This is a genomic window from Vibrio sp. ES.051, assembly GCF_002563795.1.
Classification (GTDB): domain Bacteria; phylum Pseudomonadota; class Gammaproteobacteria; order Enterobacterales; family Vibrionaceae; genus Vibrio.
Genome location: NZ_PDJL01000003.1, coordinates 877,307 through 893,051 on the forward strand (window position 1 = coordinate 877,307; position 15,745 = coordinate 893,051).

Here is a 15,745-nt window from a genome sequence, read left to right on the forward strand (position 1 = left end):
CATAAGATTACATATTATCTGTGCGCCCCCTCAGGTACCGCATTGCCGTGCATTTGCTCATCTAAGTTAAGAACTGTCAATGCGTTGCTAACGCTCGTCGCAATCACATCTACTGCGCCTGTTCTTAATGCGCCGAGAAGCGCTAATGGCTTGCTGTTTTCGGCGGCAATAGCGATCACTTCCGCTATTGGACGAAACTCTTCAATGCCTAAACCAATGACTCGATCACTCATCACGGTATTGGCTACATTCCCGTGAATATCAAAAAAGTCATAGCCAGCGAAATCCCCTACCACGCCTTGCTGCAACCTTGATTGAACCACTTCATCTGGCGTAAACCAGCCTAAGTCCACCATATAACTGTTTTCGCTCATATCACCAATACCGACCAAAGCGACATCAGCTTTGCGCGCCAAATCGAGCGTTTGCTTTACCGTCGCATTCTGCATGAAGGCCAATTTCTGCTCTCTATTTTCTGCATAGGCAGGAGCATAAAGGGTTTCGGAAGTTCCACCATATTTTTTCGCTAACTGACGACAAATGTGATCGGCGTTATACATGCCACCGCGCGGATGAATCCCTCCAATGCCACAGACAAATTTACAGTCACGCGGCGTAATGACCCCAATGTGATGAGCCACGGAAGAGACGTTACGCCCCTGCCCTACCGTCACTACCATTCCGTTTTTAAGCGTGCTGGTTAGGTAATTTGAGACCAGACCAGAGACTTGAAGGCGCTGCGCTTCTTCGTTCGGTTGATCAAGCGCCACCAGAGCACGCTTTACACCAAATCTCTCAATCAGACGTTGTTCAATTTTGGCACTGAATACTGGGTGGTACTTTACTGTTATCTCAACGATACCTTCATCACGAGCTTGCTTGAGCATTCGCCCTACTTTTGCTCGTGAAATGGCAAACTTTCTGGATATCTCTTCCTGAGTCGCACCGTCTTGATAATAAGCGACGGAAATTTCGGTCAACAAATCTGTGTTTTCAATGGAAATATCTTGGTTATAACTGCTCATGGTTTCTCTAACCCTTTAAGAGGATCGATATTGTATGCAATAAGTGAAGATCTGCTCATTGACTTAGCCTACGTTCCCCACCAATTTAAACGCTACATTTGCTCATCGCAATAACATTTTCTCACCATCATTTTTTACCCTTTCGTTCAACGCTCAAGCATTGAACAATAAGGGCAAACGTTTATCTGGGCTAAGAGCTCAACACACAGTACAAAAACGTTGATGAAGTTCACTATAAGTCGATTCCACCGATTGACTTTCAGCATAGATAGGATAAAGATGGAGACATCATTTACTCAGCTATCGAACATATGTTCATACCCTTTGTTCGGTAACAGAATTTCCGTAGTTGGCTGAGCAGATGTCTCATTAAATGCAATGAGACGATTAGCTAACTCGCTTGCAAGTGCACAAGCGGTGGCCTCTAAACCACGCTTAAGCCCATTGAAAAATAGGATGATCGATTATGAGCAACAAGTTAGAGCAACTTCGTAAACTAACGACGGTAGTAGCAGACACTGGTGAAATTGATGCAATCAAAAAATACCAGCCAGAAGACGCAACAACTAACCCTTCTCTTATCCTTAAAGCCGCTCAAATCGCAGAGTACGCACCTCTAATCGATGCTTCAATCGAATACGCTAAAGCACAGAGCAACGACAAAGCTCAACAAGTTCAAGACACTTGTGACATGCTTGCAGTAAGCATCGGTAAAGAAATCCTAAAAACGATTCCAGGTCGTATCTCTACAGAAGTTGACGCCCGCCTATCTTACGATATGGAAGGCAGCGTAGCGAAAGCACGTCAACTAGTGAAAATGTACAACGATGCCGGCATCACTAACGACCGCATCCTTATCAAACTAGCGTCTACTTGGGAAGGTATCCGCGCAGCAGAAATCCTAGAGAAAGAAGGCATCAACTGTAACCTGACGCTTCTATTCTCATTCGCTCAGGCTCGTGCTTGTGCTGAAGCTGGCGTATTCCTAATTTCACCATTCGTTGGCCGCATCATGGACTGGTACAAAGCAAAAGAAGGTCGTGACTTCGAAGCTTCAGAAGATCCAGGCGTACTGTCTGTTACTCAAATCTACAACTACTACAAAGAATACGGCTACCACACCGTAGTCATGGGCGCTAGCTTCCGTAACATCGGTGAAATCCTAGAGCTGGCTGGCTGTGACCGCCTAACAATCGCTCCAGCTCTACTTGCTGAGCTAGAAGCCGCAGAAGGCGAAGTGGTTGAGAAGTTGGTTGATTCTAAAGGCACAAAAGAACGCCCAGCACCAATGACTCACTCTGAGTTCCTATGGGAACACAACCAAGACCCAATGGCAGTAGAGAAGCTTGCTGAAGGTATCCGCAACTTCGCGATTGACCAAGGCAAACTTGAAGACATGATCGCAGCAAAGCTGTAATCCACAAAATCAAATCAGGGGAACGTTTGCGTTCCCCTCTTAATTTCTAAATTCGATATTATTTTAAACTGGTAGTTATTATGGATCGTAAATATCTCGCAAACGCTATTCGTGCATTAAGTATGGACGGCGTTCAACAAGCTAATTCTGGTCACCCAGGTGCTCCTATGGGTATGGCAGACATCGCTGAAGTTCTTTGGCGCTCTCACCTAAACCACAACCCATCAAACCCAGAGTGGGCGGATCGAGACCGTTTTGTGCTTTCAAACGGTCACGGTTCAATGCTGCTTTATTCTCTACTACACTTGAGCGGTTACGAGCTATCTATTGATGACCTAAAAAACTTTCGTCAATTGCACTCTAAAACGCCAGGTCACCCAGAGTACGGCTACGCACCAGGTATCGAGACAACCACGGGCCCTCTAGGTCAAGGGGTTACAAACGCTGTGGGTATGGCGATTGCTGAAAAAGCACTAGCTGCTCAATTCAACAAAGAAGGCCACGACATCGTTGACCACTTCACTTATACATTCATGGGTGACGGCTGTCTGATGGAAGGTATCTCGCACGAGGCATGTTCTCTTGCAGGCACACTTGGCCTAGGCAAACTGATCGCATTTTGGGATGACAACGGCATTTCTATCGATGGTCACGTTGATGGTTGGTTCTCTGATGACACACCTAAGCGTTTTGAAGCTTACGGTTGGCATGTCATTCCTGCCGTAGATGGTCATGACAGTGAAGCGATCAACGCTGCCATTGAAGCAGCGAAAGCAGACCCACGTCCTACGCTGATCTGTACTAAGACAATCATCGGTTTTGGTTCACCAAACAAATCTGGTTCACACGACTGTCACGGTGCGCCATTAGGTGCTGAAGAAATCGCAGCAACACGCAAAGAACTAGGTTGGGAGCACGGTCCTTTTGAAATTCCGCAAGAAGTCTACGCAGAATGGTCAGCGAAAGAAACAGGCGCAGCTAAGGAAGCAGCGTGGAACGAGAAATTTGCAGCTTATGAAGCAGCATACCCTGAGCTGGCGGCTGAATTCAAACGCCGCGTAAACGGTGAGCTTCCTGCACAGTGGGAAGAGAAAGCAAGCCAAATCATTGCCGACCTTCAAGCAAACCCAGCCAATATCGCTTCACGTAAAGCGTCTCAAAATGCACTAGAAGCGTTTGGCCAAATGCTTCCAGAATTCATGGGTGGCTCTGCTGACCTAGCGCCTTCTAACCTGACAATTTGGTCTGGTTCTAAGTCTCTAGAAGCGGATGATTTTTCGGGTAACTACATCCACTACGGTGTACGTGAATTCGGTATGACCGCGGTCATTAATGGTATTGCGCTACACGGTGGTTTCGTTCCTTACGGCGCGACATTCCTAATATTCATGGAGTACGCACGTAACGCCATGCGTATGGCTGCGTTGATGAAGATTCAGAACATCCAAGTTTACACGCATGACTCTATCGGTCTTGGCGAAGATGGCCCAACTCACCAACCCGTTGAGCAAATGGCATCGCTACGTCTAACGCCAAACATGAGCACATGGCGTCCATGTGACCAAGTTGAATCAGCAGTCGCTTGGAAACTAGCGATTGAACGTAAAAATGCACCAACTGCACTTATCTTCTCGCGTCAGAACCTAGCGCAACAAGAGCGTACAGCAGAACAAGTAGCGAACATCGCGAAAGGTGCTTACATCCTAAAAGATTGTGAAGGCAAGCCAGAGCTTATCCTTATCGCAACAGGCTCTGAAGTTGAACTAGCAGTAGAAGCAGCAGCACAGCTCACTGCTGAAGGTAAGAAAACACGCGTGGTTTCAATGCCATCAACAGATGCATTCGACAAGCAAGACGCTGCTTACCGTGAAGCCGTACTGCCATCAGACGTAACAGCTCGTATCGCTATCGAAGCGGGCATCGCAGACTTCTGGTACAAGTACGTTGGTTTCGACGGCCGCATCATCGGCATGACGACATTCGGTGAATCTGCACCTGCTGGTCAGCTATTCGAGATGTTTGGCTTCACGACTGAAAACGTAGTGAACACAGCAAAAGAATTGCTAGCGTAACTGCAGTAAAAAGATAATCAGTTTTCTCTATTACGAATCTGAAAACTGAAAAGCCCCGACATTTATGGCGGGGCTTTTTTAGGTCTACACATACTTAAAACTTCACTCCTAAGTCATTTATTTGAAATATAACCAAAAGCATGCTGTTCAAATAGTGACTAGATACAAATAATTGCCTATAAATCGCTAATATTTGTTGACTCTTTTTGTATTTAACTTAGACTCGAACGCAGCTAGAAAGAAAGTTCTTTGTTTTCACATTTCGTTGGATTACTTGTAACCCGCCGTCCTGTGGTACGCAATAGCAATTTATTTTTTCACGCTATAAGCGCCGTTGAGGCGAAAGATTACACAAATTTAGATATTTAGGAAATAAACATGTCTAACACAGCTACTGGCACAGTTAAGTGGTTCAACGAAACTAAAGGCTTCGGTTTCATTCAACAAGAAAACGGTCCTGACGTATTTGCTCACTTCTCTGCAATCACTGGCGACGGCTTCCGTACTCTAGTTGAAGGTCAGAAAGTAGAATTTGTTATCTCTCAAGGCCAGAAAGGTCCTCAAGCAGAGCAAATCAAAGTACTTTAATTCTTAAAGAATTTGATACGATAGCCAGCTTTTAGCTGGCTATTTTTTTTGCCTAAACTTACCACATCGATAAAAATCCATGGCTCTAAAACCCACTATCTATAAACTTCGTATCGCGATTTCCGATATGAATAATGACCATTACGCCTCAAAAAACCTGACAATTGCCCTTCACCCTTCTGAAAAGCCACAGCGAATGCTGGCACGAATTTTAGCCTACTGTCTAAATGCACAAAGTGACTTAGCGTTTACTAAAGGGCTTTCTACCACTGAAGAGCCTGATTTGTGGCATGTCAGTGATGATCAGAGCATCACTCACTGGATTGAGATTGGTGAACCAGACTCCGATAGAGTCAAGAAGGCGTCCCGTTTAGCAAAACAAGTCAAAGTCTATACTTTTAACACAAAATCTTCAGTATGGTGGGAGAAGATGGCGGGTAAGTTTTCAATGCTTCCTGTCTGTGTAGAGAGCTTTGACTACGAAGCTATCGACTCAATTTGTCAGCATCTTGACCGCAGTACTCGCCTTTCTGTTATGATTATTGGCAGCTCTATATTTGTTGATATTAATGATCAACACGTCGAAGTAACGGTGAAGGAACTACAAACCCATGACGTCTCTTAATGAACTAGTTCAAGACATGGGATTCAAAGCAATTCCCTTCGTTAAAGAACATAAAGCGTCAAAACGACGTTGGTTAAAAGAACAGTCTCCACTTTTCACTAAAGTTTGTAAAAACAAGCCGACTACAGCTCCCGCTCTTCATCTGTTGGGCCTTTTAACTAAATCGCATATTGAAGCGAGTGCATTGTATGAGCAACACGCTCATTCGGCCCAGAAAATGCAGCAAGTTCTAACAGACTCTTTGGGTGATGAGCATGCAGGTAAGTTTACCAACCAGTCTGCAGAAGACCTGATATTGATTACTCATCTTTGGCTATATACTCAAGGTTACTTGAACATGGACTTTAGCTTAGCGCATGATCATGCAGAGCAAACTCAAAACACATTGCAATATGAACTTGTGATAAAATATATTGATGTCGACCTATTCAGAACGGAGCTCATGCAAAGTTTTTATTTAGGGAGAGAAGCTAACCCAACATCAAATAGCGGATTCTTAGGGTGGTTAAAACGCCTATTAACCTTATAAATTTCATGGTTTAATCTACACTAAACAACTGATAGACTCCGACTTTCCTGCAAAAAACAGCATGATTGTATCCGTAAAGGCACTTATCCATTGAACATCAAGAGATCATTATGAAATTTATCCGTTGGATTTTAGGCAAGGTTATATTGTTACTGAATGCCATATTTTCACCTCGTGGTGTTACACGTAATGCAGAAGAACAACGCAGTGTTGACGAGAAAGCAAAACAGTACGCACTTTATCAATTTGAAGCTTGTCCTTTTTGCGTAAAAGTCCGTCGTGCAATGAAACGACAATCTGTAAATATTGAATTACGTGACGCGAAGAATAGCCCTCTTCATCGTGCTGAGCTTGAACAAGGTGGTGGCCGAGTCAAAGTCCCTTGTCTTCGTATCGAAAAAGATGGTGAACCGAAGTGGCTATATGAGTCATCTGACATCATCGCTTATATTGAAAAAGAATTTGCCTAAGCTCCCCCTATGAGCATTGCCGTGATGTAAAAGAGGCACCAAAACGATGCCTCTTTTACTATTTCTATCGACGGACTATTCTTCAACAATCAATGTCAGCTCTACACGTCTATTGCAGGCTTTCCCTTTAGATGTCGTATTACTGCATCGAGGAACAGACTCACCAAACCCACGAGAAAAAATGCGTTGACGCGGTATCCCCGTCATCAATAGTTGCTTCTCTACTTCACGGGCTCGTTTTTCCGATAACGCATCGTTAAAGGTAGCAGCCCCCGTGTTATCAGCATGTCCATTGATGACCACATCCACATCTATTACCCCCGAAAGGTAGTCACCGATATTTCGAATCCAACTTTGAGATAGTGACGATAACTGCGCTGATCCGGTTTGAAAGTAAACTTGATCTTTCAAACGTATCATCACATGATTCCCCCTGAGCGTTTCATGAGGGATGTTATGCTTAGTCAAGAACCTTTCCAAAGAGGTCACATTTTGCGATTTTTTTGCCGAATCTCTCTTCGAATTATAAACGTGAGAAGAAGCAGCCACTCGGGATGAACTTGCATAACCCCATTCAGGATGTCTTAGCTCGGTGTTTGTTCTTGGAGCCGTATCCAATATGTTCCCACCGGGAATCATATCTTGATTGATGCTGCTACATCCTGTCAGAATGCCGCAAACAATTAAAAACCACTGCTTCATACCGTTACCAACGTAGTAAACTCTGCCCATTATATCGACAAGGCGTGCCTGTTCTTTAGCGTTTTTTGCTCGCTCATTGTGGTTCAATCCACACCTTTCATGCGCTGGGTTAAATATGGGCCGCTCCAAAAGACAAACACCTACGATTGTACATGTGGTTACTTCAAGGCTCAGGAACCAATCTGTTACTGGTTGTCTCACTTTATTGTTATTTAATGGTTTTAGTCACTATCGTTAACCGATAAAATAACGCAAATTTCTTATTTAGAGCGTTATTATGTTCAAAACCATATCGAAAAGCTTTGCTTTAGTTGCCGTCGTCGCCATTCTGTCGGCATGTGGTAACGGCAATACTCAGCCCCAGCAAGGCAAACAATATGAAGTTCTGCCTGTATCATTGCAAGAATACGATTTAGCTCCTCTTACCGAAGCATTCTCTTTAACATGTGGCCACTGTCGCTCAATGGAAGAATTCGTCCCTCAGATCGAATCCTTAACAGAACAGAACGTTGAGAAGATGCATGTTACGTTCAATGAAAGTGCGCGAGTGAGCGCGATCATCTTCTACACTGCAGCTATGCAGCTAGAAGCAACACCTGACAAAGCGTTTATGGCTGACCTTTTTTCCGCGGTGCAAATGGGCGCTGAAGCGACTGCTGACGAGCGCCAAATCGCGGTAGAGAAAACGTTTGAATCTCGCAACCTCATCAGCCCTTATCATCTGGATGAAGCACAACAAAAACAACTTTTCGAATACATCAAAAAAGCGGAAGCTATCACTACACGTGGTCAGATTAACTCCGTACCGGCTTTTATCGTAAACGGAAAATACCAAGTAATTACAGGTGGTCATGAAAGCATCGAGGCCATTGCAGAGACCATTAACTATTTACTAAAACAACCTAAATAGACAGGAGTTCAACGTGTCTAAATTTTTATTCCCTCTTATTATTTTTATTTTGGCGGGCTTTTTTATTTACCGTACATGGACGAACCATAAAGTTGCAGATGAAAACTTCGCCAAAGGCCAAGCGTTTTTGTTAGAAAACGGTAAAAAAGAAGGTGTCATCACAACAGAAAGCGGCCTTCAATACATGATTCTTGAAAAAGGGGCAGGTGATGCTCACCCAACCGCAGCCAGTAAAGTAAAAGTGCATTACCATGGCACGCTGATCGATGGCACTGTATTCGACAGTTCAGTGAACCGTGGTGAACCGATTTCTTTTGGTCTTAACCAAGTAATCAAAGGTTGGCAAGAAGGTCTTCAATACATGGTAGAAGGTGAAAAGATACGCCTATACGTACCAAGCACATTAGGTTACGGTAAAAGCGGCTCTGGGCCAATTCCACCCGCCAGTGTGTTGATCTTCGATATTGAGCTTTTAGAAATTCAATAGGCTCATACCAGACAACCTAAATTCAGGTTATAAATAACCCCACTTTACGAGTGGGGTTAACTTTTATTGAGTGAGCATTCAGGCTCGAATGTGATTTCCTGTCTTTCCTCGTTTTAAGCTTAGATAAACCGTCAATTCAATTGCCTTCTTTTTTAATGAATGCTCTCCCGTGCTTCTCAAATAGAACCGTCAAAGCTAGTTCATTGATATTTTTAAGCCACGATTGTTGACTATCATTATATTTGGACTTTCCTTAAGCCTAAAGTCGAACGAGCAAGCTTGCTTGTATCATTTTATTTCTTCGTTTAGCTTTAGCGGCGACCAACGCCCATTAATACTGACATCGTCTTCCCTTCCGAAGTAATCTCAAAAACTTTTCTCGATTCCACTTGAACGAAACCTGCTTGATGCAATGCATTTTCAGATTTTGCAATCGTAAAACCATCTTTTTCCGATTCAGAAATCCAATCAAAATGAACAAAATAACCGCTTGGGTTAAGTAAAGAATGTGAGATCTTTAACGAGGCGTCGAGATCTTCTACAAACGTCAAAACTGACGATGCAATAACAAGGTCAAATTGTCCACGAAATGCAGGATGCTGAGCCACCAAACCACGTGACAATGCATCGACTACGGGTTCTACGTTGGCAAGTTCTTTCTTATCAAGTTCTTCAATCATGGCTTCCGATGCGTCTAATGCCACAATATCTTTCACTGTTGGTGATAATAACTGACTTAACTGCCCTGTTCCGCATCCAAAATCTAATACTTTAATGCCATCAAGCTGAGTTAGTTGTTGTAACTGCTCAAACACCGACTGCGCAAATTGCTCTGTTGCTGGATTTGATTCCCAGTTTTTTGCTAAGCCGTCCCACTCTTGTGCCATCGTGGCCTCCATGTTCACTTTTTGTAACCCACATAGATTACCGTAAAACCATTAAAAGACCATAGACTTATCTGGCGGATTCGTGCTTTTTTCGATAATCTTTCACCGCTTTGGGAGCATATCTGCAATATACCCATATTATTCAAATTCATTTATTGGTTGTGTCAAATCATGAATTTATCTCAAGTAGAAGCGTTCTGTACCATTGCGGAGTGTGGTTCAGTTTCTGAAGCCGCTAGGCAGTTGGACTGTAACCGAACCAAACTCAGTATGGCGATAAAAGCGCTGGAAAAAGATCTCGATGTTGAGTTGTTTACTCGCACGGGTAACCAGCTGACGATGTCTGAAGCGGGTAAAGCCATTTATAAAGATTGTGAACATCTACTCATCACCGCTCAACGTATCCGGAAAACCTGTGCCCAAATTTCAGAAGGATTTAACGCCGAAGTCTGGGTGGCTAGGGATGACTCCTTACCTGACGATTTATGGCAGGAACTCTCTCATACCCTCAACAACCTTTTTCCTTCAACCATGTTCAACTTGATTCTTGCCTCAAGCGGTGACTTAGCGAACTTAGTCAGCACACACCAAGTAGACTTTGCTTTTGGCGTCGATTACGAACGCGTTGACGACCCGCGAATCGTGTACAACCCGCTGGGTAAAATACGGATGATGTCGGTATGCAGTGCTGACCATCGATTAAGTAAGATGCGCCGAGTCTCTGACGAGGACTTGCGCAGCCAAATGCAAGCACTGATGGTTTACTTAAACGAGAAAGACAATCCCGAACTAGAACCATTTTCGACACGATATATTGGTTTTTCTAGTTTTGACTACATGCTCAACACCATCTTGGAAGAAGATGCTTGGGGTGTATTGCCAGAGCCATTGATTCGTCATTATCTTCGTCAGCAAAAATTAGCCGTGATCAAACACACTTACGGATTAACTCAAGAAGACTACTGTATGTTTTCGCCTAACGGTCAAACAGAACACCCAGCGATGACATGGTTAGCGGATAAATTAAGCGAGTATTTATTTGACTTCTAAACATTCTTTCAGTGAGTGTCAATTTTAATGACACCAAGGTTAATCTTCAAGTCATTGTTTTTAAAGTAAATGATATAAAAAACAATTCCCACGACCAAATCCTGTTCAGTTTGCAGTTGCCTAAATCACCTTATAAGAGAAGAATAGCGAAGTATTAAAATTTAAAGGCATCAATTATGTGCGACAGGACAAGCAAAAACGAAAACCATATTTTAATCGTTTCAGCCCTTTTGGCATCTGGGTTTGCAGCTGTTGGTATGGTACTTGGCTTGCTTGTGGGATCGATTGTCATCGTTTTTGACGGTGTTTACTCTTTGGTCAGCTTACTGTTAACTTTATTGTCACTGGCCGCTTCTTATTATATTAGCAAGCCCTCAAAATCCATATTTCCATTTGGTAAAGCCGTCCTAGAGCCCATTGTTATCACGATAAAGGCGGCGGTTATCTTAGTGGTGGTGATATTGTCTCTTTATTCTGCTATCTCAGCGTTGATGTCTGGAGGTCGTGAGGTCGATACTTCTATTGCGACCCTCTTTGGTGTCGTGAACGTTATCGGTTGTGGCTACGCTTGGTGGTTTATGACAAAACGTAGCCGTCGCTTCTCATCAGGTTTAATTGAAGCGGAGAAAAAACAGTGGCAGATGGACACATTATTAAGTGTGGCTGTAACAATCGGCTTTGTAACAGCTTGGTTGATATCACTGACCCCATTTGCTCACTACGCGGTCTACGCAGACCCAATGATGATGGTTCTGATGGGGTTTTACTTCTTGAAAGTACCTTTTGATATGTTGGTTGGTGCACTACGTGAACTATTGATGATGACGCCAAGTAAAGAACTTTGCCAAGTCGTCGGTAATGACGTCCTTGAAATCGAAAAGGTATCTGACCAGCGACTCAAATTGACAGGCATCACTAAAGTCGGCCAAGAACTGCGCGTAAATATCGATTTTCACGTTGACGACGACACCATCGCACTGGATAAACTAGAACAAACTCGAACTCAATTAACCACTCGTTTGTCGAAGCACAGATTCAAACTTCAACTCCATTTAAACGTTGCAAATTGTTAGAACACGAAAGAAAAGCTCCCATCGAGGAGCTTTTTTTTACATTTGCTATAAGCTAGGCATCCTACAGTAACGCTTATCTAACCTGCTGCTTCGCGCTTCTCTTTGGTGACGACCCAGCAAAGCAGCGAGCCCACTGTGACCATTATAACTCCCTGCCAAAAGCTTTGACTTAATGTAACCCCAAGGATAATGGACGAGAACAAGGCAGAAAAAATTGGCGTAAAGTAAGAAAGCGTCGCCAGAAAAACCATGTTTCCTCCAACAATAGCAATATTCCACAAACCATAACCGCACGCCATCAACGCCGCAGAAGCAAATAAATAACCCATCGCTGCCCAAGAAAAGGTCATGGTAGGTTCATCAGTAAATGCGAACTTCACCCAAAGCGAAACAGCGGTTGCAATGAAAAACAACGTAATCGCATTATGTTTAGACTGTTGTCGCTGAGTCAAATTGCAATAAACAGCCCAAATCACCGCGCCCGTAAACGCCATAAAGTACACCAACGGATTACCACTCACATTAGATATAATTTGTGTCACCGATAGGCCGTTATCACCACTTACCGTCCAAGCTACCCCGACAAACGCCAGCGTGATCGCAGGATAAAGTAACCAGTTCGGTTTTTTATTGCTGCCTAACACAGCAAATAACACGGTCAGAGCAGGCCAAAGATAGTTAACAATAGAGACTTCGATAGCTTGCGCGCGCGAATTCGAGTACCCCAACGCCAAAGCGAGGAATATCTCATAACAGACGAACATCGCTCCACCAATGACGAGATACTTTGGAGAGAAGTAAGACAGCTTCGGAATACCAACAACGATAAGAAGAAATACAGAGCTAAGAGAATACAACATAGCCGCCCCACCTACAGGCCCTAGACTTTCAGTGACCAACCTCGCGATGCCTAACAAGCAGCTCCAAGAGAGGATGGCAATACAACCATAAAGAGTGAAACGAAATTGCACTGATTTCATGTGACCTACTACCATAAATGCCAAAGGAAACGTCAGCTTAACTCAAAAATGTTAAGCTTCAACATCGTGTTGTATAAAAATCGGTATAAAAATCACTCCATAAAACGTTCGAATCGACATGAAACATTTTCTGCCTCAAGTGTTATGCTGACACCCTTTGTTGTGCGCTACTATGATGAGAAGAAGACGACGATGGTGGAATCATCGAAACTAATACCAGTTCTCAATTTCTAAATGCAACAGAGCAACAAACGGAAACCTCAGACTAAAGGAGTCCTCAAATGAAAAAAGTCGCAGTGATCTTCAGTGGTTCAGGTGTTTACGATGGCACAGAGCTACATGAAGCCGTATTAGCACTTCATGCTATTGAAAAAGCAGGCGCATCTTGGCAGTGCTTTGCTCCTAACATCGAACAGTTACACGTGATAAACCACCTAACGGGTAAAGAGATGGATGAAACACGAAATGTGTTAGTGGAATCTGCCCGCCTTGCTCGTGGAAATATTGACGATGTCGCTAGGCTTAATCCTGAAGAGTTTGATGCACTATTGTTACCTGGTGGCTTCGGCGCAGCCAAAAACCTCACCGATTTTGCAGTATCGGGCGCTGAATGCTCGATCAATACTCATGTTGCTCAAGCTTGCCGCGCATTCGCCCGTGTCAAAAAACCTGCGGGTTACCTATGTATCTCTCCCATCATTATCCCAATGATTTATGAGCAAGGCGTAAAAGGAACAATCGGAAATGATGAGGCAGTCTCAGTGACATTTAATCAGATGGGGGGTGAACACATCGCCTGCTCCGTCGAAGAAGTCGTGTTTGATGAAAAACACAACGTTCTTTCAACGCCAGCTTATATGCTAGCCGAGAATGTTTCTCAAGCCGCTTCAGGTATCGAAAAGTTAGTGTCTAAGCTCATCGAAATAGCGTAATTACAGGTAGTTAACTTATAAACTATCTTCTCATCCCCATTGATAATTAAATTATTAGTGGGGATTTTTACATTCATACACAACTCACCCCTGCCAAGTACATCGTTTCGTGTTAGATTTTAAACATAAACACATTTCAAATTGGAAGGAACCATGAGAATTGTTGCTACCACCCTACTCGTTTGTCTATCCCTTTCTGTCCACGCTGCCAAATACCGTGCCAATGAAATCGCCAATGGGTTTAAGATCCCTTGGGGGATTGAGTTCATAGATGAACAACGGGTCATCGTGAATGAAAAAAACGGCACGGTGTTACTACTCACTATCACCTCTGGAAAACGCCAAACTCTTTTTAAAGCACCGGACGTGAACACCAGAGGCCAAGCAGGATTACTCGATGTTGCGGTTGCTCCGAACACCAATAAGCAGAACCCACAACTGTTCTTCACTTACAGTAAACGCACCAACAAAGGAAACACGGTCGCTTTAGCCACCGCCAAGCTCAAAAATGGTGACTTGGTCAGTTGGAAAGATCTATTTGTGGCGGATGCGATTTCGGACACTGGTAGACACTTTGGCAGTCGTATTGCGTTTGCTAATGGTAAAGTTTACTTCTCCATTGGTGACCGTGGTGAGCGCGATAACGGACAAAATACTCACACTCATGCAGGCAGCATTCTACGCTTAAATCTCGATGGCTCTGTGCCGCAAGATAACCCTTTTAAATCCTCTACGGCAAAGCCGGAGATCTGGAGCTACGGCCATAGAAACCCACAAGGTTTGTTTTACGACGAAAAAACTAAACGGCTATGGTCAACTGAGCACGGCCCACGAGGTGGTGACGAGATCAACCTCATCAAGAAGGGAGAAAATTACGGCTGGGCAAAAGTCTCTCAAGGTAAAGAATACTGGGGGCCATTGGATGTGGGTGATGCCAAATCACTGCCAGGAATGGAAGATCCTAAGCTGGTTTACATTCCATCCATCGCGCCAAGTAATATGATTTTGTATCGCGGTAACAAGTACCCAGAATTGAACGGAAAAATATTGGTCGGTGCACTGAAATTAACCCATATTAATGTCGTGTCGTTTGATAACGGTAAACTGATAGAATCGGATCGTTTGATGGAGAGTCTTGGTGAGCGAGTAAGAGATATCACCACCAGCCCAGAGGGCGACATCTACTTTTCTACCGATAGTGGCAAGATTTTCCGCCTCGAACAAAGGTAACCAATAACCAAACCAACAAATTATTAAATCTATCCAACTTGTGACGCACCTGTGATTTATTTCGTGCAAGTAAATCAGCAGAACCTAAGATTAGTAATAACCTTTGTTTTTAATAAGATAGTTTGGCTTAAGTTGTATGAGGTCACCATGGTTCCTTTTCCATTAAAACTTGAAAGAGTCAAAGCCGTTATTTTCGACTTAGACAATACCTTAGTCAGTTCGGAGATGAACTTTAGAGATCTTCGCCGGCAACTTGGCTGTCCGCAAACGGAGGACTTATTGGATTTTGTGGAGAGAATTGACCACCCACACCATAAAGAACATGCGCACAACGTGATTTCCAACCATGAAATATCCGATGCAGAGCAGTCTTCGCCAATGATTGGTTGTCACGAATTACTGGCTTACCTGAACGAACATCAGGTTAGGACGGCCATTGTGACACGCAATTGCCTCATTGCGACCCAACAAAAGTTAAAACACAACCAAATTAACATTGAGCGAGTGTTGACCCGCGAATGCTACCCTCCAAAACCTGACCCATTATCACTACAAATGCTAGCCAAAGAGTGGCGATTGATGTCAGATGAGATGTTATATGTAGGTGATTATCTCTACGATTTACAAGCAGCCTATAACGCTCATATGCCCTCCTGCCTTGTTCATCATGATACCACCAAGCAGTTTCACCACTCAGCCTCTCTCGCCGTAAAAGAATTGAGCGATTTATTAGTCCATTTTCAATCTATGCAACACACTTCCAACTGA

At 43.6% G+C, this 15,745-nt stretch carries 17 protein-coding genes; 13 read left to right on the plus strand and 4 right to left on the minus strand.

Annotated elements, in window-relative coordinates; all coding sequences use genetic code 11:
• Nucleotides 1-14: 14 nt before the first annotated feature.
• Nucleotides 15-1,025 carry a sugar-binding transcriptional regulator gene (locus ATG66_RS04695; protein WP_098414195.1) on the minus strand — a complete coding sequence of 337 codons (1,011 nt, stop codon included), beginning with the start codon at nucleotides 1,023-1,025 and terminating at the stop codon, nucleotides 15-17.
• 466 nt (nucleotides 1,026-1,491) lie between these two features.
• Between ATG66_RS04695 and tal the strand changes: the two genes are divergently transcribed.
• The 6 genes from tal (at nucleotide 1,492) to ATG66_RS04735 (ending at nucleotide 6,726) form a co-directional block, all read left to right on the plus strand.
• Nucleotides 1,492-2,442, plus strand: coding sequence for a transaldolase (gene tal, locus ATG66_RS04710; protein ID WP_098414196.1), 951 nt, complete (start codon nucleotides 1,492-1,494; stop codon nucleotides 2,440-2,442).
• An 80-nt stretch (nucleotides 2,443-2,522) separates the two neighbouring features.
• Complete coding sequence (gene tkt, locus ATG66_RS04715) at nucleotides 2,523-4,514, plus strand: transketolase (protein WP_098414197.1); 1,992 nt, start codon at nucleotides 2,523-2,525, stop codon at nucleotides 4,512-4,514.
• A gap of 378 nt (nucleotides 4,515-4,892) precedes the next feature.
• Nucleotides 4,893-5,102: a cold-shock protein gene (locus ATG66_RS04720; RefSeq protein ID WP_005375625.1), complete on the plus strand. Its 210-nt coding sequence runs from the start codon at nucleotides 4,893-4,895 to the stop codon at nucleotides 5,100-5,102.
• A 79-nt stretch (nucleotides 5,103-5,181) separates the two neighbouring features.
• Complete coding sequence (locus ATG66_RS04725; RefSeq protein WP_098414198.1) at nucleotides 5,182-5,727, plus strand: YaeQ family protein; 546 nt, start codon at nucleotides 5,182-5,184, stop codon at nucleotides 5,725-5,727.
• Complete coding sequence (locus ATG66_RS04730) at nucleotides 5,714-6,256, plus strand: hypothetical protein (RefSeq protein ID WP_098414199.1); 543 nt, start codon at nucleotides 5,714-5,716, stop codon at nucleotides 6,254-6,256. Before ATG66_RS04725 ends, ATG66_RS04730 begins: the two co-directional genes overlap by 14 nt.
• A gap of 110 nt (nucleotides 6,257-6,366) precedes the next feature.
• Nucleotides 6,367-6,726, plus strand: a complete 360-nt coding sequence (locus tag ATG66_RS04735) for a glutaredoxin family protein (RefSeq protein WP_098414200.1) — start codon at nucleotides 6,367-6,369, stop codon at nucleotides 6,724-6,726.
• A 75-nt stretch (nucleotides 6,727-6,801) separates the two neighbouring features.
• Here the strand turns inward: ATG66_RS04735 and ATG66_RS04740 are convergent, their stop codons facing one another.
• Nucleotides 6,802-7,428, minus strand: a complete 627-nt coding sequence (locus ATG66_RS04740; RefSeq protein WP_098414521.1) for an OmpA family protein — start codon at nucleotides 7,426-7,428, stop codon at nucleotides 6,802-6,804.
• Between the two features lie 277 nt (nucleotides 7,429-7,705).
• On the opposite strand from ATG66_RS04740, the gene ATG66_RS04745 reads away from it, so the two are divergent.
• Together ATG66_RS04745 and ATG66_RS04750 are read left to right on the plus strand one after the other, a co-directional pair.
• A complete protein-coding gene (locus ATG66_RS04745; protein ID WP_098414201.1) occupies nucleotides 7,706-8,338 on the plus strand; it encodes a thiol:disulfide interchange protein DsbA/DsbL in 633 nt (210 codons plus the stop codon).
• A 13-nt stretch (nucleotides 8,339-8,351) separates the two neighbouring features.
• Nucleotides 8,352-8,825, plus strand: coding sequence for an FKBP-type peptidyl-prolyl cis-trans isomerase (locus ATG66_RS04750; RefSeq protein ID WP_098414202.1), 474 nt, complete (start codon nucleotides 8,352-8,354; stop codon nucleotides 8,823-8,825).
• Nucleotides 8,826-9,136: 311 nt separating this feature from the next.
• On the opposite strand, the gene ATG66_RS04755 is transcribed toward ATG66_RS04750, so the two are convergent.
• Nucleotides 9,137-9,712, minus strand: a complete 576-nt coding sequence (locus ATG66_RS04755) for a class I SAM-dependent DNA methyltransferase (protein WP_179885591.1) — start codon at nucleotides 9,710-9,712, stop codon at nucleotides 9,137-9,139.
• 171 nt (nucleotides 9,713-9,883) lie between these two features.
• Here ATG66_RS04755 and ATG66_RS04760 point away from each other — a divergent pair, with 171 nt between their 5' ends.
• Nucleotides 9,884-10,762 carry a LysR family transcriptional regulator gene (locus tag ATG66_RS04760; protein ID WP_098414204.1) on the plus strand — a complete coding sequence of 293 codons (879 nt, stop codon included), beginning with the start codon at nucleotides 9,884-9,886 and terminating at the stop codon, nucleotides 10,760-10,762.
• Between the two features lie 176 nt (nucleotides 10,763-10,938).
• Complete coding sequence (locus tag ATG66_RS04765; RefSeq protein WP_098414205.1) at nucleotides 10,939-11,835, plus strand: cation diffusion facilitator family transporter; 897 nt, start codon at nucleotides 10,939-10,941, stop codon at nucleotides 11,833-11,835.
• A 77-nt stretch (nucleotides 11,836-11,912) separates the two neighbouring features.
• On the opposite strand, the gene yddG is transcribed toward ATG66_RS04765, so the two are convergent.
• Entirely contained in the window at nucleotides 11,913-12,815 is a 903-nt protein-coding gene (yddG, locus tag ATG66_RS04770; protein WP_098414206.1) for an aromatic amino acid DMT transporter YddG, read from the minus strand.
• Nucleotides 12,816-13,096: 281 nt separating this feature from the next.
• Between yddG and elbB the strand changes: the two genes are divergently transcribed.
• From elbB to ATG66_RS04785, 3 genes are all read left to right on the plus strand, one after another.
• Nucleotides 13,097-13,747, plus strand: a complete 651-nt coding sequence (elbB, locus tag ATG66_RS04775; protein ID WP_098414207.1) for an isoprenoid biosynthesis glyoxalase ElbB — start codon at nucleotides 13,097-13,099, stop codon at nucleotides 13,745-13,747.
• A 153-nt stretch (nucleotides 13,748-13,900) separates the two neighbouring features.
• Nucleotides 13,901-14,977, plus strand: a complete 1,077-nt coding sequence (locus ATG66_RS04780) for a PQQ-dependent sugar dehydrogenase (protein ID WP_098414208.1) — start codon at nucleotides 13,901-13,903, stop codon at nucleotides 14,975-14,977.
• A gap of 147 nt (nucleotides 14,978-15,124) precedes the next feature.
• On the plus strand, nucleotides 15,125-15,745 hold the full coding sequence (locus tag ATG66_RS04785) for an HAD family hydrolase (protein ID WP_098414209.1): 621 nt from the start codon (nucleotides 15,125-15,127) through the stop codon (nucleotides 15,743-15,745).